Origin of the sequence: Pseudomonas hamedanensis (assembly GCF_014268595.2) — a bacterium.
GTDB classification, from domain to species: domain Bacteria; phylum Pseudomonadota; class Gammaproteobacteria; order Pseudomonadales; family Pseudomonadaceae; genus Aquipseudomonas; species Aquipseudomonas hamedanensis.
Genome location: NZ_CP077091.1, coordinates 5,178,100 through 5,195,711, shown reverse-complemented (window position 1 = coordinate 5,195,711; position 17,612 = coordinate 5,178,100). Strand labels below are relative to the sequence as shown.

The window sequence follows — 17,612 nt, the reverse complement described above, 5'->3', positions numbered from 1 at the left end:
TGACGAGAAGCGAACCATTATCATGATGCGCAGCCACTATTGCGGCCAACTGAACGAAAGCCTGGATGGCCAGGAAATTACCCTTTGCGGATGGGTTCACCGTCGCCGCGACCACGGCGGGGTGATTTTCCTCGATATCCGTGATCGTGATGGTCTGGCCCAGGTGGTATTCGATCCGGATCGCGCCGAGAGCTTCGCCGCTGCCGATCGCGTGCGCAGTGAGTACGTCGTGAAAATCACCGGCAAGGTGCGCCTGCGTCCGGCCGGCGCCACCAACGCCAACATGGCCTCGGGCATGATCGAAGTGCTGGGTTATGAACTGGAAGTGTTGAACGAGTCGGAAACCCCGCCGTTCCCGCTCAACGAATACTCCGACGTCGGCGAAGAAACCCGTCTGCGCTATCGCTTCCTCGACCTGCGTCGTCCGGAAATGGCCGAGAAGCTGCGCCTGCGTTCGCGCATGACCACCAGCATTCGTCGCTTCCTCGACGAGAACGGCTTCCTCGACGTCGAAACGCCGATCCTGACCCGTGCCACTCCTGAAGGTGCGCGTGACTATCTGGTGCCGAGCCGCACCCACGCCGGTTCGTTCTTCGCCCTGCCGCAATCGCCGCAACTGTTCAAGCAACTGCTGATGGTGGCCGGTTTCGACCGTTACTACCAGATCGCCAAGTGCTTCCGCGACGAAGACCTGCGTGCCGACCGTCAGCCGGAATTCACCCAGATCGACATCGAGACCAGCTTCCTCGATGAAAAAGAGATCATGGGCCTGACCGAACAAATGATCCGCAACCTGTTCAAGGAGGTGCTGGGTCTGGAGTTCGGTGAATTCCCGCACATGACCTTTGAAGAAGCCATGCGCCGCTACGGTTCGGACAAGCCGGACCTGCGTATCCCGCTGGAACTGGTTGACGTTGCCGACCAGTTGAAAGAAGTCGACTTCAAAGTGTTCAGCGGTCCGGCCAACGACCCGAAATGCCGTATCGCCGCACTGCGCGTTCCTGGCGGGGCGAGCATGCCGCGCAAGCAGATCGACGATTACACCAAGTTCGTCGGCATCTACGGTGCCAAGGGCCTGGCGTACATCAAGGTCAACGAGCGTGCGGCCGGTGTTGAGGGTCTGCAATCGCCGATCGTGAAAAACATCCCTGAAGACAAGCTCAACGTGATCCTCGATCGTGTTGGCGCAGTCGATGGCGACATCGTGTTCTTCGGTGCCGACAAGGCCAAGATCGTCAGCGAAGCCCTGGGCGCGCTGCGCATCAAGCTCGGTCACGACCTCAAGCTGCTGACCTGCGAGTGGGCGCCGATGTGGGTCGTCGACTTCCCGATGTTCGAAGAGAACGACGACGGCAGCTTCTCCGCACTGCACCACCCGTTCACCGCGCCGAAGTGCTCGCCGCAAGAACTCGAAGCCAACCCGGCCGGCGCGCTGTCCCGCGCGTACGACATGGTGTTGAACGGTACTGAGCTGGGCGGCGGTTCGATCCGTATCCACCGCAAGGAAATGCAGCAAGCGGTATTCCGTCTGCTGGGCATCAATGAAGCGGAACAGGAAGAGAAATTCGGCTTCCTGCTCGACGCGCTGAAATACGGTGCACCGCCGCACGGTGGTCTGGCCTTCGGTCTGGACCGTCTGGTAATGCTGATGACCGGCGCCCAGTCGATCCGCGAAGTGATCGCCTTCCCGAAAACCCAGAGTGCTGCCGACGTGATGACGCAAGCACCGGGCGTGGTGGACGCCAAGGCATTGCGCGAGCTGCACATTCGTTTGCGCGAAACGCCAAAGGCTGAGTAAGACGGGCCTGAAGGCGCATCTTCGGATGCGCCTTTTTTCTTTCTCAGGTCGAGATTTTTTAATTGCTGGCCCTTCACAAGCTGGGCGGGCAAGGTTTCAAAGAGAATTCGGAGCGAGTTATGGCAGGTCATTCCAAGTGGGCAAACATCAAGCACCGCAAAGAACGTCAGGATGCCAAGAGGGGCAAGATCTTCACCAAGTGGATCCGTGAACTGACCGTTGCGGCCCGGCAGGGCGGCGGCGATCCGGGTTCCAACCCGCGTTTGCGTCTGGCCCTGGACAAGGCGCTGAGCGCCAACATGAGCCGTGACATCATCGACCGCGCCGTGGCGCGCGGTGCCGGTGCCACCGAGGCCGACAACGTCGAAGAGCTGACCTACGAAGGTTACGGCCCGGGCGGCGTGGCGGTGATGGTCGAGTGCATGACCGACAACCGCAACCGTACCGCCGCCGCGGTGCGCCACGCTTTCAGCAAGTGTGGCGGAAACCTGGGCACTGACGGTTCGGTGGCGTATCTGTTCGAGCGCAAGGGTCAGATCAGCTTTGCGCCAGGCGTCGATGAAGACGCACTGACCGAAGCGGCGCTGGAAGCCGATGCCGATGACGTGGTTACGCACGAAGACGGTTCGATCGACGTGTTCACCTCCTTCACCAGCTTCTATGCGGTGCGTAATGCACTGGAAGCCGCTGGATTCAAAGGTGATGACGCGGAAATCGTCATGCAGCCGACCACCAGCGCCGAACTGGATCTGGAAGGTGCGGAGAAAGTGCTCAAGCTGATCGACATGCTTGAAGACCTGGATGACGTGCAGAACGTCTATTCCAACGCGGATATCCCCGAAGACGTGGCCGCCCAGCTCGGCTGATTAGCGACTAGTCTTCCTGTGGGAGCGAGCCTGCTCGCGAAAGCGGTGTGTCATTCAGCACCTGTATCTGCTGACATATCGCCTTCGCGAGCAGGCTCGCTCCCACATTTGTAATGGGTGTCAGGTAAATCGTTTTTATGAATCTGCAGGCGTTATGACTCTAATTCTTGGTATCGACCCCGGTTCGCGCATCACCGGTTACGGGATCGTTCGCGATACCGGGCGGGGCGGCTGCATCTATGTGGCCTCGGGCTGTATTCGCACCGGGTCCGGCGAGCTGCATGAGCGTCTGCAAATCGTCTATCGCGGCGTGCGCGAGATCATCAAGACCTATGGCCCGGTGACCATGGGCATCGAGAAGGTCTTCATGGCGAAGAACGCCGACTCGGCGCTTAAGCTGGGTCAGGCGCGCGGCGCAGCGATTGTTGCCGGCGCAGAAGAATGCCTGGAAATCGCCGAATACACCGCCACGCAGGTCAAGCAGGCCGTGGTCGGCACCGGTGCTGCCAATAAAGAGCAGGTGCAAATGATGGTCATGCACATGCTCAAGCTGACCAGCAAACCGCAAATCGATGCCTCGGATGCCCTCGCTATTGCCATTTGTCACGCACACACCCGTTCCAGCCTGTTACCGCACGGCTTGGGAACCGCACGCAGTCGTGGCGGGCGCCTGCGTCTCTGATAGCATCAGCATCAATTTTCCTGAAAGTGGCTTTTCGATGCCTGTGTTGTCGGCGCGCAAGCCCTATTCAATCGTCGCCAGCCCACGGCTGGCCAGCGCTCAAGGATTCAAAACGTGATTGGACGCTTGCGCGGCACCCTGGCTGAGAAACAGCCGCCGCACCTGATTCTGGATGTAAACGGCCTTGGCTATGAGCTGGAAGTGCCCATGACCACCCTTTATCGTCTGCCGTCGGTCGGTGAACCGCTGACCCTGCATACCCACTTGGTCGTACGCGAAGACGCGCAGTTGCTCTATGGCTTTGCCGGCAAGCGTGAGCGAGACTTTTTCCGTGAGTTGATCCGTCTCAATGGGGTCGGGCCGAAACTGGCGCTGGCGCTGATGTCGAGCCTGGAAGTCGATGAGCTGATTCGTTGCGTGCAGTCCCAGGACACGTCGGCGCTGACCAAGGTGCCGGGCGTCGGCAAGAAGACCGCCGAGCGTCTGTTGGTCGAGCTCAAGGATCGCTTCAAGGCTTGGGAAACCTCGCCGGCGATGTTTGCGCTGGTGCCGAATCAGCCGGACGGCCCGGCGCCGGTCAATACCGCCGAGAACGATGCGGTCAGCGCACTGATTTCCCTGGGCTATAAGCCGCAGGAAGCGAGCAAGGCGATTTCCGCGATCAAAGAGAAAAACCTGAGCAGTGAAGACATGATCCGCCGCGCCCTGAAGGGAATGATTTAAGTGATTGAAGCTGATCGTCTGATTGCCGCCGCGCACAGCCCGCGCGAACGCGAAGAAGTCCAGGACCGGGCGATTCGTCCGGTCAGCCTGGCCGATTACATTGGCCAGCCGACCGTGCGCGAGCAGATGGAGCTGTTCATCCAGGCCGCTCGCGGCCGTAGCGAATCGTTGGATCACACGCTGATCTTTGGTCCGCCGGGGCTGGGCAAAACGACCCTGGCCAATATCATCGCGCAGGAAATGGGCGTGTCGATCAAGAGCACCTCGGGGCCGGTGCTTGAGCGTCCGGGTGATCTGGCGGCATTGCTGACCAACCTTGAGCCGCACGACGTGTTGTTCATCGACGAAATCCATCGTCTGTCGCCGATCGTGGAAGAAGTGCTGTACCCGGCGATGGAAGACTTTCAGCTCGACATCATGATCGGCGAAGGGCCGGCAGCACGCTCGATCAAACTGGATCTGCCACCGTTCACCCTGGTCGGCGCGACCACCCGCGCCGGCATGCTGACCAACCCGCTGCGTGACCGTTTCGGTATCGTCCAGCGCCTTGAGTTCTACAGCACGGCGGATCTGGCGACGATTGTCAGTCGTTCGGCGGCCATTCTTGGTTTGCCGCTCGATCCGGAGGGGGCGTTCGAGATCGCTCGTCGCGCCCGGGGTACGCCACGGATCGCCAACCGCCTGCTGCGTCGAGTGCGCGACTTCGCTGAAGTCCGCGCCAAGGGCCACATCACCAAAGCGGTGGCGGACCTGGCGTTGAACCTGCTGGATGTCGATGAACACGGTTTCGATCATCAGGACCGGCGTCTGCTGCTGACCATGATCGAGAAGTTCGATGGCGGGCCGGTCGGGATCGACAGTCTCGCCGCCGCAATCAGCGAAGAGCGCCATACCATCGAAGACGTGCTGGAACCGTATCTGATTCAACAGGGCTACATCATGCGCACGCCGCGGGGCAGGGTGGTGACGCGGCATGCCTATCTGCATTTCGGTTTAAACATTCCGTCACGAATGGGCGAAATGCCCGTGGCAGACGAGTTTCTCGATGCTGCGGACGACTGATACACATTTGCTGTCGATTTATTCAGGGTTTGTACTGTCAGACGACGGTACTTTTACGGTAAAGCCTCGAATCAATGAAAAACAGTTGCCTGGCCGGATTGGCAACCTGAGGAGTAAGCACTAGAGTATGCGCGCGCAAAACGGGCTTGGGCCGTTCGCACATCGTTGTCGCGTTTATTACGAAGACACCGATGCGGGCGGCATCGTGTATTACGTTAATTACCTCAAGTTTATGGAACGGGCTCGAACCGAGCGGCTTCGCGAACTGGGCTTTGCCCAATCGCAGCTTGCCGGAGAGGACCTGTTGTTCGTCGTGCACTCCAGCGAAGCGCGCTACCACGCGCCGGCGCGACTGGACGACGAACTGCTGGTAAGCGCTGATGTAACCGAATTGAACCGTGCCAGCCTGCGCTTCAAACAGCAGGTCAGGCGGGCCACGGATAATGTGCTGCTCTGTGAAGGGCAGTTTTTGGTGGCCTGCGTGCGCACCGACAGTTTGAAACCCCGGGCCCTTCCCGAAGACCTGCGTGCGGCCTTCGCCGACGCGGTCGGCCCGGGTACACACTCAAAGCAGGAGATAAAGCGTGGAAGCTAACGTCGTCGACCATTCCTCCATGTGGAGCCTGGTCAGCAATGCCAGCATCGTGGTGCAGTTGGTAATGTTGACTCTGGTGGCCGCATCGGTGACCTCATGGATCATGATCTTTCAGCGCAGCAACTTGCTGCGTGCCGGTCGACGCGCCCTGGAGAGCTTCGAGGAGCGCTTCTGGTCGGGTATCGACCTGTCCAAGCTGTACCGTCAGGCGGGCAGCAACCCGGATCCGGATTCGGGCGTCGAGCAGATTTTTCGTGCCGGTTTCAAGGAATTCTCCCGCCTGCGTCAGCAGCCAGGGGTCGATCCTGAAGCGGTGATGGAAGGTGTGGCCCGTGCCATGCGCGTGGCTATCTCCCGGGAAGAAGAGAAGCTCGAGCAGAGCCTGCCGTTCCTCGCCACTGTCGGTTCGGTCAGCCCGTACATCGGCCTGTTCGGTACCGTGTGGGGCATCATGAACTCCTTCCGCGGCCTGGCCAGTGCCCAGCAAGCGACCCTGGCCACCGTGGCCCCGGGTATCGCCGAAGCCCTGATCGCCACCGCGATCGGCCTGTTCGCCGCGATCCCGGCGGTCATCGCTTACAACCGTTTTGCTGCTCGCAGCGAAACCTTGCTGGGCCGTTACTACACCTTCGCCGATGAATTCCAGGCGATCCTGCACCGCAAAGTGCACACCAGCGAAGAATAAGCAGGTATTTCCCGATGGCTTTAATCGCTCGAGCTCGCAAAAAGCGCAAGCCGGTCGCCGAGATGAACGTGGTGCCTTACATCGACGTGATGTTGGTGCTGCTGGTCATCTTCATGGTGACTGCGCCGATGCTCAATCAGGGCGTGAAAGTTGATCTGCCCAAGGTTTCCAGCGAAGCCTTGCCGCAGGACAACAACACTCAGGTCCTGACCATTTCGATCAAGGCTGACAAGACCTATTACTGGAACCTTGGCAGCGAAGTCGACACCGAGAAGCAACAGGACAGGGCCATGACCCTGCCGCAAATGACGGACGCGGTGACCAAGATCATTCGCGCCGGCACCGAGGGCGGCAAACGTACCCAGGTGTTCATTCGTGGCGACAAGACTGTCGACTACGGCGCCGTCATGGGTGCCATGGGCGGGTTGCAGAAAGCCGGGGTCGGTAACGTTGGTCTGATTACCGAGGCCCCCTGATGCAGCAACAGCGAGAGCCGTCCGCCTCGGAAAGCTACTTCTGGCCTAGTGTTCTGGCAATTGTCCTGCACGTGCTGGTGTTCGGCATGCTGTTCGTCAGCTTTGCCTTCACGCCGGAACTGCCGCCGGCCAAGCCGATCGTCCAGGCGACTCTGTACCAGCTGAAATCAAAAAGTCAGGCGACCACCCAGACCAATCAGAAGATTGCGGGTGAGGCGAAGAAATCCGCCGCGCGCCAGACTGAAGTCGAACAGATGGAACAGAAAAAGATCGAGCAGGAAGCGGTGAAGGCGGCGGAACAAAAGAAAGAGGAATCGGCTCAAAAGGCCGAGGAAGCCAAGAAGGCCGACGAGGCGAAAAAAGCGGACGAAGCGAAAAAGGCGGATGAAGCCAAGAAAGCCGACGACGCGAAGAAAGCCGAGGCCAAAAAGGCTGAAGAGAAACAATTGGCTGATATAGCCAAGAAGAAAGCCGAAGACGAAGCGAAGAAGGCTGCCGAGGAAGAGGCCAAGAAAGCCGCTGCCGAAGAAGCCAAGAAGAAGATCGTCGAAGACGCGAAGAAGAAAGCCGCCGAAGACGCCAAGAAGAAAGCTGAAGCTGACGAGGCGAAGAAGAAAGTCGCCGAGGACGCGAAGAAGAAAGCCGCTGCCGATGCTGCGAAGAAGAAAGCGCAGGAAGCAGCACGTAAATCCGCCGAAGACAAAAAGGCTCAGGCCCTGGCAGATTTGCTTTCCGATACGCCGCAGCGCCAGCAGGCCCTGGCCGATGAGCAGGGCGACGAAGTCGCGGGCAGTTTCGATGACCTGATTCGGGCACGAGCGGCAGAAGGGTGGGCGCGTCCTCCTTCGGCACGCAAAGGCATGACGGTCGTGCTGCAAATCGGCATGTTGCCGGACGGCACGGTGACCTCGGTCAGCGTGGCCAAATCCAGTGGCGACGGTCCGTTCGATGCTTCGGCAGTGGCGGCGGTCAAGAATATTGGACGTTTGACAGAAATGCAGGGAATGAAGCCGAGCGATTTCGCTCCGTATCGTTCGTTCAAGATGACATTCACACCTGAGGATTTAGCCTTGTGAGAAACCTTCTTCGAGGAATGCTGATCGTGATCTGCTGCATGGCAGGGATCGCGATGGCGGATGAAAAGAACATTCTGGTCACCAGCGGCAGCGATCGGGCCACCCCGATCGCCGTTGTACCGTTCGGCTTCCAGGGCGGTGCCGTCCTGCCGGACGACATGGCTGAAATCATTGGCAATGACCTGCGCAACTCGGGCTACTACTCGCCGATTCCAAAGCAGAACATGATCAGCCAGCCAAGCCAGCCGAGCGAAATCATCTTCCGTGACTGGAAGGCTGTCGGTGCGCAATACATGATGGTCGGCAGCATTGTTCCAGCGGGCGGTCGCCTGCAGGTGCAGTGGGCACTGTTCAACGTTGCTACCGAACAGAAAGTGGCCGATGGCAGCGTTTCCGGTACCACCGAACAGCTGCGCGACATGGCGCACTACATCTCCGACCAGTCGTTTGAAAAGCTCACCGGTATCAAAGGCGCGTTTTCGACCCGTCTGCTGTACGTGACGGCCGAGCGGTTCTCCGAGAAGAACACCCGCTATACCCTGCAGCGTTCGGACTATGACGGTGCACGCGCCGTAACTCTGCTGCAATCGCGCGAGCCGATCCTGTCGCCGCGTTTCGCACCGGATGGCAAGCGTATCGCCTACGTGTCGTTCGAGCAGAAGCGCCCACGTATCTTCATGCAGAACATTGATACCGGTCGCCGTGAGCAGATCACCAACTTCGAAGGCCTGAACGGTGCGCCAGCCTGGTCGCCGGACGGCAATCGCCTGGCGTTCGTGCTGTCCAAGGACGGTAACCCGGACATCTACGTGATGAACCTCGGTTCGCGTCAGATCACCCGCGTCACCGCAGGCCCTGGCATCAACACCGAACCGTACTGGGGCAAGGATGGCTCGACCATCTATTTCACCTCCGACCGTGGCGGCAAACCACAGATCTACAAAACCAGCGCCAGTGGCGGTGGTGCCGAGCGTGTGACGTTCGTAGGCAACTACAACGCCAACCCTAAACTCTCGGCCGATGAAAAGACTTTGGTGATGATCCACCGTCAGGATGGCTTCACCAATTTCAAGGTGGCAGCTCAGGATCTGCAGCGAGGCAGTGTAAAGATCCTCACTGATAGCACTCTGGACGAGTCACCTACTGTTGCGCCCAACGGCACCATGGTAATCTACGCCACCCGCCAGCAGGGCCGGGGAGTCTTGATGCTCGTGTCCATTAATGGACGCGTGAGGCTCCCGCTTCCTACCGCTCAAGGCGAAGTCAGAGAACCGTCCTGGTCCCCTTACCTGAACTGACGCGGCGCTACACGTTTTACTTAACACACTGGGGTTCATTAGGAGTTTCACGATGGAAATGCTGAAGTTTGGTAAATTTGCTGCGCTGGCTCTGGCCATGGCTGTAGCTGTAGGTTGCTCGTCCAAAGGCGGCGACAACGCCGGTGAAGGCGCTGTTGATCCAAACGCTGGTTACGGCGCAAACACTGGTGCCGTTGACGGTTCCCTGAGCGAAGAAGCTGCTCTGCGCGCAATCACCACCTTCTACTTCGAATACGACAGCTCGGACCTGAAGCCAGAAGCCATGCGCGCTCTGGACGTTCACGCCAAAGACCTGAAAGCAAACGGCGCTCGCGTTGTTCTGGAAGGCAACACCGACGAACGTGGTACTCGTGAGTACAACATGGCACTGGGCGAGCGTCGTGCGAAAGCCGTTCAGCGCTACCTGGTACTGCAAGGCGTTTCCCCAGCTCAGCTGGAACTGGTTTCCTACGGCGAAGAGCGTCCAGTTGCTACCGGCAACGACGAGCAGTCCTGGGCCCAGAACCGTCGCGTCGAACTGCGTAAGTAATTCGATATGCGAACGTGCCGTCGTGCTGTAACTGTTCTGGCTCTCAGCCTCGCGCCGCTTGCGGCGTGGGCTGCGGTTCCTGTGGTCGATGACAACTCCGGTTATAACAATAGCGGGAGCAGTTATCCGCCTGCGGGTTACGGTACGAACGGCGCCTATGCCGGGGGAGCGGCTTCGGCCCCTGCCTCGGCACAAGGCATGCTGTTCAACCAATTGCAACAGATGCAGGATCAGATCTCGCGCCAGCAAGGCGTGATCGAAGAACTGCAGAATCAGGTTGCGCGCATGAAGCAGGAATCCCTGGAGCGATACCAGGATCTTGATCGGCGCATAGGATCCGGCGTTGCACCAGCCGCGACTCCAGAGAATTCTTCTACCGGTGGCGATGCAAGTGCTGCTGCCGGTGCTGCTGCAGGAGCGGGGGCGGCTGCCCAGGCGCCGGCAGCGAGTAGCGAACCGGCTGATCCGGCCAAGGAAAAGCTGTATTACGATGCCGCTTTCGACCTGATCAAGGCCAAGGATTTCGACAAGGCCAGCCAGGCTTTCGCCGCTTTCCTGCGCAAGTACCCAAACAGCCAGTACGCGGGCAACGCCCAGTACTGGTTGGGCGAAGTGAACCTGGCCAAGGGCGATTTGCAAGGCGCCGGTCAGGCTTTTGCCAAGGTTTCGCAGCTCTATCCCAAGCACAACAAAGTGCCGGACTCGCTGTACAAGCTGGCTGATGTCGAGCGCCGCCTCGGTCATACCGACAAGGTCAAAGGCATTTTGCAGCAGGTGGTCGCCCAGTATCCGGGGACTTCCGCCGCGCAGTTGGCTCAACGCGATCTGCAGCGCATGTAAGGCTGTTTGACCCTTCACGAAGAAACCCGCGCTTGTCGCGGGTTTTTTCGTTAGAATTCACGCCCTTTTTCTGAAACACGCTTCTGGCGGTCTACGCGTTGGCGGGATTGCCTGAAGTGCCTGACGGAGGCGGACAGCCTGTTTAGCTGTTACGCCCGTGGCGACTATGCAAGACACATTGAGAATCACCGAAGTTTTCTACTCGTTGCAGGGGGAAACGCGGACTGCCGGGCTGCCCACGGTTTTCGTGCGCCTGACCGGTTGCCCTTTGCGTTGCCAATACTGCGACAGCGCCTATGCGTTCAGCGGCGGCACCGTTCGCAGCCTCGACGACATCCTGGAACAAGTGGCCGGGTTTCGTTCGCGCTACGTTTGCGTCACCGGCGGTGAGCCGTTGGCGCAGCCGAACGCCATTCCATTGCTCAAGCAGTTGTGTGATGCGGGTTACGAGGTCTCGCTGGAAACCAGTGGCGCCCTCGACGTTTCGGCGGTCGATCCGCGCGTCAGTCGTGTGGTCGATCTGAAGACGCCGGGCTCCAAAGAAGCCCATCGCAACCGTTACGAAAATATCGAACTGCTGACCCGCAACGATCAGGTGAAGTTTGTCATTTGCTCGCGGGAAGACTATGACTGGGCCGTCTCCAAGCTGATTCAGTACGGTCTCGACCAACGTGCCGGCGAAGTCCTGTTCTCGCCAAGTCACCATGATCTCAACGCACGGGATCTGGCGGACTGGGTAGTGGCAGACAACCTGCCAGTACGCCTGCAATTGCAATTGCACAAATATCTTTGGAATGACGAGCCGGGGCGCTGACATGACTGAACAACTGAACACCATCGAAAAACGTGCGGTGATCCTGCTGTCCGGTGGTCTTGACTCGGCCACCGTGGTAGCGATGGCCCGCGCTGAAGGCTACGCCTGCTACACCATGAGCTTCGATTACGGCCAGCGTTCCCACGCCGAACTGCACGCTGCCGCTCGGGTGGCGCGCGATCTGGGTGTGGTCGAGCACAAGGTGATCGGCCTCAATCTCAACGGCATGGGTGGCTCAGCCCTGACCGACACCAGTATCGACATTCCCGAAGAGCTGGGCGAGGGCATCCCGGTGACCTACGTGCCGGCGCGCAACACGGTGTTCCTGTCTCTGGCGCTGGGCTGGGCAGAAGTCCTCGGCGCTCGCGACATCTTCATTGGCGTGAACGCGGTCGATTATTCCGGCTACCCGGATTGCCGCCCCGAGTTCATCGAGTCGTTCGAGCGCATGGCCAATCTGGCGACCAAGGCTGGTGTGGAAGGCAATGGCTTCCGCATTCAGGCGCCTTTGCAGAACCTGAGCAAGGCGCAAATTGTCCAGGCCGGCGTGAAGTTGGGCGTCGACTACGGTCTGACCGTTTCCTGCTATCAGGCCGACAATGACGGCCGCGCGTGCGGCAAATGCGACAGCTGCCGCTTGCGCGCAGAAGGCTTTGCAGCGGCGGGTGTGAGCGATCCAACCCCTTATTTTTGATTTTTTTCAAAAAGGTGTTGAATAGTCCTTAAAAATCAGTATTATACGCGCCACCACACAGCGGGTCGTTAGCTCAGTTGGTAGAGCAGTTGGCTTTTAACCAATTGGTCGTAGGTTCGAATCCCACACGACCCACCATATTTGGCGGTTTAGAAAATCCGGAAGGCCCACGAAAGTGAGGATTTCCGGGTTTTTTTTTGCCTGCATTTCAGACACCCTTCGTTTCAGCGCCACCCGGCCTGACACAGATCAGAATCATCTTTTGTATCAACGGGATATTCTGTAGCCTTGCGCAGCTTCAACGCTGTCCGTGCCTGATGACACTCACTCTCCCGGCGGTACCCTCAAGCGGTCCGGAGCCGGGTGTATACTCGACTTTCGCGCGAAAGCGCCTGCAGGTCTTGCGAACATGACGCAGATTTCCGAACGCCTTCTGGTTCAAGCCCACCTCGATGCCAAGCAGCCCAAACCGCTGACGGCCGAAGAAGAGGCTTATTACCGTTCTGCCATTGCCGCCGAGCTCAAGGCTCAGGACGCGGTGCTGGTGGCTCACTTTTATTGCGATCCGGTGATTCAGGCCCTGGCCGAAGAGACCGGCGGCTGTGTCTCCGACTCCCTCGAAATGGCCCGCTTCGGCAATGCCCACCCGGCCAAGACCGTTGTGGTTGCCGGCGTCAAATTCATGGGCGAGACGGCAAAGATCCTCAACCCGGAAAAACGCGTGCTGATGCCGACGCTGGAGGCAACCTGCTCGCTGGACCTGGGTTGCCCGGTCGACGAGTTTTCGGCGTTCTGCGATCAGCACCCGGAACGCACGGTGGTGGTTTACGCCAACACTTCCGCCGCGGTAAAGGCTCGGGCTGACTGGGTGGTAACTTCAAGCTGCGCGCTGGAAATCGTCGAGAGCCTGATGGATAACGGCGAGACGATCATCTGGGGGCCTGACAAACATCTGGGCACCTACATTCAGCGCAAGACCGGCGCCGACATGCTGCTGTGGGACGGTGCCTGCATCGTTCACGAAGAGTTCAAGTCCAAGCAATTGGAGGACATGAAGGCGCTGTATCCGGACGCTGCGATCCTGGTACACCCGGAGTCGCCGACTTCGGTGATCGAACTGGCGGACGCCGTCGGGTCCACCAGCCAACTGATCGCTGCTGCGCAAACCCTGCCGAACAAGACCTTCATCGTGGCGACCGACCGTGGCATTTTCTACAAGATGCAGCAGCTGTGCCCGGACAAGGTCTTCATCGAGGCACCTACTGCCGGTAACGGCGCGGCGTGCCGCAGTTGTGCGCATTGCCCGTGGATGGCCATGAACACCCTTGAGCGCACGCTCAAGTGCTTGCAGGAAGGCAGCAACGAGATCTTTGTCGATCCGGCGCTGATTCCCCAGGCGATCCGGCCGTTGAAGCGCATGCTCGACTTCACCCAGGCGGCGCGGATGAAATTGGCTGGTAACGCGTGAGCAAAACCTTTGCAGGAGTGAGCCCTGTGGCGAGGGGATTTATCCCCGTTCGGCTGCGCAGCGGTCGTAAAGCAGCGCACGCGGTGTGTCTGATACACCGCGGTGGTTGATTTTGGGGCGGCTTCGCCACCCAACGGGGATAAATCCCCTCGCCACAGGGGGGACTCTTGGGTATGGAAATTATTTGCTCTTTTTCGGGATTCGCACCAAGCGTGTATCCGAATAGATGTCATGCCACGTGCGCTTCTGCTTGTCATACAGCGACCAGAAGAATCCCAGCCCAACGCACAGCCATGACGCGATCGAGACCATAAACCGCAGCAGCGCCTGCCACAGGCTGATCGCCGTGCCGTCAGCGTTCTGCACTCGAATGCCCCAGACCTGCATGCCCAGCGTCTGCCCGCCATGTGTCCAGAACTTGGCAAAGAAGCCGAACAACACCAACAGCAGCACCGTCGAATATAGCGGATCACCATCAAGCTGCCCGGCATCGGTCATCGCCCGCAGGCGTTCTTCGCCGATGATCGCGGCCTGGATCAGCTTGTAAACGAATCCGGTGACGATCAGCAGGGCGGTGCAAAGCAGGAAGTCATAAAACACCGCTGCCAGTCGACGGCCAAGGCCAACGGCGGGAAAGTCGCCCTGTGGAGTGAGCTGGTTTTTCGACATGGCAGCCTCTGGACGCAAAATGAAGCGCCATTTTACGGATTCGCGCGCACAAAAAAGCCCCTGATATCAATATCAGGGGCTTTTTCGTTACTGAGATCAGGCTTCTGCTTGTACTTCGTCAGCCTGCATGCCTTTCTGGCCTTGCACAGCGACGAAAGTCACCTTCTGGCCTTCTTTCAGGCTTTTGAAGCCGTTGCCCTGAATGGCGCGGAAATGCACGAACAGATCCGGACCGCTTTCAGGCGTGATAAAACCAAAACCTTTCTCGTCGTTAAACCACTTGACGGTACCGCTCTGACGTTGGGACATTTCTTATTTCCTTTGACGCAAAAATTGATGACAGCCTCTTTCTCATGAAAGAGTACTGGAGCTGGTTGCAAGGAGTAAGAAGGCGTCGAGCGGGATGTAGCTAACTTGTAGGCTACTGCCCAGGTCACGATTCAAAGCTGACCCATGCAAACACAGTGGATAAACTCTACGCCAACTTCGGGAGAAAAAACAACCCCCTGTGAGGGGCCCGGTTTTATTGCGCTTGGCGGGAATTAGTCAGTCCACTAGTGTGGCCTTAGACGATTGTTCGGTTCTATTTTTTTCAAACGTTATAAGCCACGTTCATATTCGTTTCGATTGTTAAAAAACGCACTGTTTTATGGCGATTGCGTTACACATTAGTGCATGCATAACGCAATCGCGTTACTTATAGAAACAGTCAATCAGCCACGATAGTAGCGTTGCGGAACAAATGGCATTTTGCTTACAAGCATTTGCACCTTTTTCCCACGGACGATGGCCCAAACGGGTGTGTCGAGAGCAACGTAGGCGCTGTCGAGGTAACCCATCGCCAAAGGGCTGCCCAAGGTCGGACCGAAACCGCCGCTGCACACGCTGCCGATGGTTTCGCCGGCCTCGTTGACGATCTCTGCGCCTTCACGCACCGGCGTACGTTCTTGCGGCAGCAGGCCGACGCGTTTGCGCGCGACGCCGTTCTGTTGCTGGGCAAAGATTTGCTCTGCGCCCGGGAAACCGCCGGCCCGCGGGCCGTCGGCGCGGCGTGCCTTGGAGATTGCCCACAGCAGGCTGGCTTCGATCGGCGTGGTGTCGGTGTTCATGTCGTGGCCGTACAGGCACAGGCCGGCTTCCAGACGCAGTGAATCGCGCGCGCCGAGGCCGATGGCCTGGACTTCGGGTTCGGCGAGCAGCGCGCGGGCGAGTTTTTCCGCCTCGGCGGCCGGCACCGAGATTTCAAAACCGTCTTCACCGGTGTAGCCCGAACGGCTGACAAAGCACTCCACGCCCAGCAACGACACACGGTTGAACTGCATGAATGTCATTTTCGCCACGTCGGGTGCCAGGCGGGCGAGGACGGTAACCGCCGCCGGACCCTGCAGAGCGAGCAAGGCGCGCTCTTCGAACAGCGCCTTAATGGTGCACTGAGCGCCAATGTGTTGTTGCAGATGCGCCAGGTCCTGGTCCTTGCACGCGGCGTTGACTACCAGAAACAACTCGTCGTTACCGAGGTTGGCGACCATCAGGTCGTCGAGGATGCCGCCGGTTTCGTTGGTGAACATCGCGTAACGCTGCATGCCCACCGGCAGATCGATGATGTCCACCGGGACCAGGGTTTCCAGGGCTTTGGCGGCGTTGGCACCGGTCAGGCGGATCTGCCCCATGTGCGAGACGTCAAACAGCCCGGCCTGTTCGCGGGTGTGCTGGTGTTCTTTCATCACCCCGAGCGGGTATTGCACGGGCATGTCATAGCCAGCGAACGGCACCATGCGCGCGCCCAGTTCGAGGTGCAGGGCATGGAGCGGGGTTTTCGACAGTGATTCGGTAGACATCTTCAACTCCTGAAAAATGTGCAGCCGCCGATGCGCGAGCATCAGCATTCGATAATGTTGACCGCCAGACCGCCGCGGGCGGTTTCCTTGTATTTGCTTTTCATGTCGGCGCCGGTCTGGCGCATGGTGCGGATGACCTTGTCGAGGGAGACGAAGTGCTGGCCGTCGCCGCGCATGGCCATGCGCACCGCGTTGATTGCTTTCACCGAGCCCATCGCATTGCGCTCGATGCACGGCACCTGCACCAAGCCGCCAATCGGGTCGCAGGTCAGGCCGAGGTTGTGTTCCATGCCGATTTCCGCGGCGTTCTCGACCTGCTGCACAGTGCCGCCGAGCACTTCGCACAAGGCGCCGGCCGCCATTGAACAGGCCACGCCGACCTCGCCCTGGCAACCGACTTCGGCACCGGAGATCGAGGCGTTTTCCTTGTAGAGAATGCCGATGGCGGCGGCGGTCAGCAAAAAGCGCACGACGCCGTCGTCATTCGCGCCGGGGATAAACCGCATGTAGTAATGCAGCACCGCTGGAATGATCCCGGCCGCACCGTTGGTTGGCGCCGTAACCACGCGCCCGCCGTTGGCGTTTTCTTCGTTGACGGCGAGTGCGTAAAGATTGACCCAATCGAGCACCGACAGCGGATCGCGCAAGGCCGATTCCGGGTTCTTGCACAATTGCCGATGCAACGCCGCCGCGCGGCGTTTGACCTTCAAGCCGCCGGGCAGAATGCCTTCGTTACGGCAGCCGGCGGCGACGCAATCCTGCATCACCTGCCAGATTTTCAGCAGACCGGCGCGGGTTTCCGCTTCCGGACGCCAGGCACTTTCGTTGGTCAGCATCACCTGACTGATCGACAGACCGTAAGTGCTGCAATGGCCGAGCAAGTCCTTGGCGCTTTTGAACGGGAAGGTCAGCGGCGTGGCGTCTTCGACGATGCGGTCGGCACCGGCGGCGTCTTCGTCGACGACAAAACCACCGCCAACCGAGTAGTACTCGCGGCTGCGGATTTGAATGCCCGCCGCATCGAAGGCGCGAAAGATCATGCCGTTGGGGTGGTAGGCCAATGGTTTGCGAATCATCGCCAGCTGTTCTTTCTCATTGAACGCAATGCTGTGTTCGCCGAGCAGATTCAACCGACCGTTACCGCGTATTTCCTGCAGCCGCGCGGCGACGGTTTCGGTGTCGACCGTGTCCGGGTGCTCGCCTTCAAGACCGAGCAACACGGCTTTGTCGCTGCCGTGCCCCTTGCCTGTGGCGCCGAGTGAGCCGTACAGCTCGACCCGCACGCTGGCGGTGGTGGTCAGCAGGGTTTCCCGGCGCAAACCCTCGACGAAACGCGCAGCCGCGCGCATCGGGCCGACGGTGTGGGAACTGGAGGGACCGATGCCAATCTTGAACAGGTCGAACACGCTTAACGACATGAGTGGTTCTCCGGTTTCTTGTTATGGGAATTGGCAGGTTTGTGCGGTTGACCACATTCC

Annotated in this window: 19 protein-coding genes and 1 tRNA gene; 16 read left to right on the top strand and 4 right to left on the bottom strand. The window is 59.2% G+C overall.

The window, feature by feature from the left end:
• The first annotated feature begins 22 nt into the window (after positions 1-22).
• The 16 genes from aspS to nadA all read left to right on the top strand — a co-directional run bounded on the left by aspS (position 23) and on the right by nadA (position 13,627).
• Positions 23-1,798 carry an aspartate--tRNA ligase gene (gene aspS / locus HU739_RS22730; protein WP_186550554.1) on the top strand — a complete coding sequence of 592 codons (1,776 nt, stop codon included), beginning with the start codon at positions 23-25 and terminating at the stop codon, positions 1,796-1,798.
• A gap of 119 nt (positions 1,799-1,917) precedes the next feature.
• Positions 1,918-2,664, top strand: coding sequence for a YebC/PmpR family DNA-binding transcriptional regulator (locus tag HU739_RS22725; protein ID WP_034153419.1), 747 nt, complete (start codon positions 1,918-1,920; stop codon positions 2,662-2,664).
• A 154-nt stretch (positions 2,665-2,818) separates the two neighbouring features.
• Complete coding sequence (gene ruvC / locus HU739_RS22720) at positions 2,819-3,346, top strand: crossover junction endodeoxyribonuclease RuvC (RefSeq protein WP_016773501.1); 528 nt, start codon at positions 2,819-2,821, stop codon at positions 3,344-3,346.
• A 114-nt stretch (positions 3,347-3,460) separates the two neighbouring features.
• Complete coding sequence (ruvA, locus tag HU739_RS22715) at positions 3,461-4,069, top strand: Holliday junction branch migration protein RuvA (protein ID WP_186550556.1); 609 nt, start codon at positions 3,461-3,463, stop codon at positions 4,067-4,069.
• Entirely contained in the window at positions 4,070-5,131 is a 1,062-nt protein-coding gene (ruvB, locus tag HU739_RS22710) for a Holliday junction branch migration DNA helicase RuvB (protein ID WP_186550558.1), read from the top strand.
• 127 nt (positions 5,132-5,258) lie between these two features.
• Positions 5,259-5,726 (top strand): tol-pal system-associated acyl-CoA thioesterase, encoded by a 468-nt coding sequence (gene ybgC / locus HU739_RS22705; protein ID WP_186550560.1) that lies wholly within the window; start codon positions 5,259-5,261, stop codon positions 5,724-5,726.
• Complete coding sequence (gene tolQ, locus HU739_RS22700; protein WP_008080223.1) at positions 5,716-6,411, top strand: protein TolQ; 696 nt, start codon at positions 5,716-5,718, stop codon at positions 6,409-6,411. Before ybgC ends, tolQ begins: the two co-directional genes overlap by 11 nt.
• A 23-nt stretch (positions 6,412-6,434) precedes the next feature.
• Entirely contained in the window at positions 6,435-6,887 is a 453-nt protein-coding gene (gene tolR / locus HU739_RS22695; protein ID WP_160767866.1) for a protein TolR, read from the top strand.
• Positions 6,887-7,963 carry a cell envelope integrity protein TolA gene (gene tolA, locus HU739_RS22690; RefSeq protein WP_186550562.1) on the top strand — a complete coding sequence of 359 codons (1,077 nt, stop codon included), beginning with the start codon at positions 6,887-6,889 and terminating at the stop codon, positions 7,961-7,963. The genes tolR and tolA overlap by 1 nt, the downstream gene beginning before the upstream one ends.
• Positions 7,964-7,980: 17 nt before the next feature.
• Complete coding sequence (gene tolB / locus HU739_RS22685) at positions 7,981-9,261, top strand: Tol-Pal system beta propeller repeat protein TolB (RefSeq protein WP_186550673.1); 1,281 nt, start codon at positions 7,981-7,983, stop codon at positions 9,259-9,261.
• Positions 9,262-9,313: 52 nt separating this feature from the next.
• A complete protein-coding gene (gene pal / locus HU739_RS22680) occupies positions 9,314-9,811 on the top strand; it encodes a peptidoglycan-associated lipoprotein Pal (RefSeq protein WP_003178634.1) in 498 nt (165 codons plus the stop codon).
• Positions 9,812-9,817: 6 nt separating this feature from the next.
• Positions 9,818-10,651: a tol-pal system protein YbgF gene (ybgF, locus tag HU739_RS22675; protein ID WP_186550564.1), complete on the top strand. Its 834-nt coding sequence runs from the start codon at positions 9,818-9,820 to the stop codon at positions 10,649-10,651.
• A 166-nt stretch (positions 10,652-10,817) separates the two neighbouring features.
• Positions 10,818-11,465, top strand: a complete 648-nt coding sequence (gene queE / locus HU739_RS22670) for a 7-carboxy-7-deazaguanine synthase QueE (RefSeq protein ID WP_186550566.1) — start codon at positions 10,818-10,820, stop codon at positions 11,463-11,465.
• 1 nt (position 11,466) lies between these two features.
• The gene (queC, locus tag HU739_RS22665) at positions 11,467-12,159 is read left to right on the top strand and encodes a 7-cyano-7-deazaguanine synthase QueC (RefSeq protein WP_186550568.1); all 693 of its coding nucleotides are present in this window, start codon (positions 11,467-11,469) and stop codon (positions 12,157-12,159) included.
• A 62-nt stretch (positions 12,160-12,221) separates the two neighbouring features.
• A tRNA-Lys gene (locus HU739_RS22660) sits at positions 12,222-12,297 on the top strand.
• Positions 12,298-12,568: 271 nt separating this feature from the next.
• Positions 12,569-13,627: a quinolinate synthase NadA gene (gene nadA, locus HU739_RS22655; protein ID WP_186550570.1), complete on the top strand. Its 1,059-nt coding sequence runs from the start codon at positions 12,569-12,571 to the stop codon at positions 13,625-13,627.
• 180 nt (positions 13,628-13,807) lie between these two features.
• On the opposite strand, the gene HU739_RS22650 is transcribed toward nadA, so the two are convergent.
• The 4 genes from HU739_RS22650 to HU739_RS22635 all read right to left on the bottom strand — a co-directional run bounded on the left by HU739_RS22650 (position 13,808) and on the right by HU739_RS22635 (position 17,552).
• The gene (locus HU739_RS22650; protein ID WP_186550572.1) at positions 13,808-14,296 is read right to left on the bottom strand and encodes an RDD family protein; all 489 of its coding nucleotides are present in this window, start codon (positions 14,294-14,296) and stop codon (positions 13,808-13,810) included.
• Positions 14,297-14,392: 96 nt separating this feature from the next.
• Positions 14,393-14,605 (bottom strand): cold-shock protein, encoded by a 213-nt coding sequence (locus tag HU739_RS22645; RefSeq protein WP_003175786.1) that lies wholly within the window; start codon positions 14,603-14,605, stop codon positions 14,393-14,395.
• Between the two features lie 404 nt (positions 14,606-15,009).
• Positions 15,010-16,134 (bottom strand): glycine cleavage system aminomethyltransferase GcvT, encoded by a 1,125-nt coding sequence (gene gcvT / locus HU739_RS22640; RefSeq protein WP_186550574.1) that lies wholly within the window; start codon positions 16,132-16,134, stop codon positions 15,010-15,012.
• 41 nt (positions 16,135-16,175) lie between these two features.
• Positions 16,176-17,552: an L-serine ammonia-lyase gene (locus HU739_RS22635; RefSeq protein WP_186550576.1), complete on the bottom strand. Its 1,377-nt coding sequence runs from the start codon at positions 17,550-17,552 to the stop codon at positions 16,176-16,178.
• Positions 17,553-17,612 lie beyond the last annotated feature (60 nt).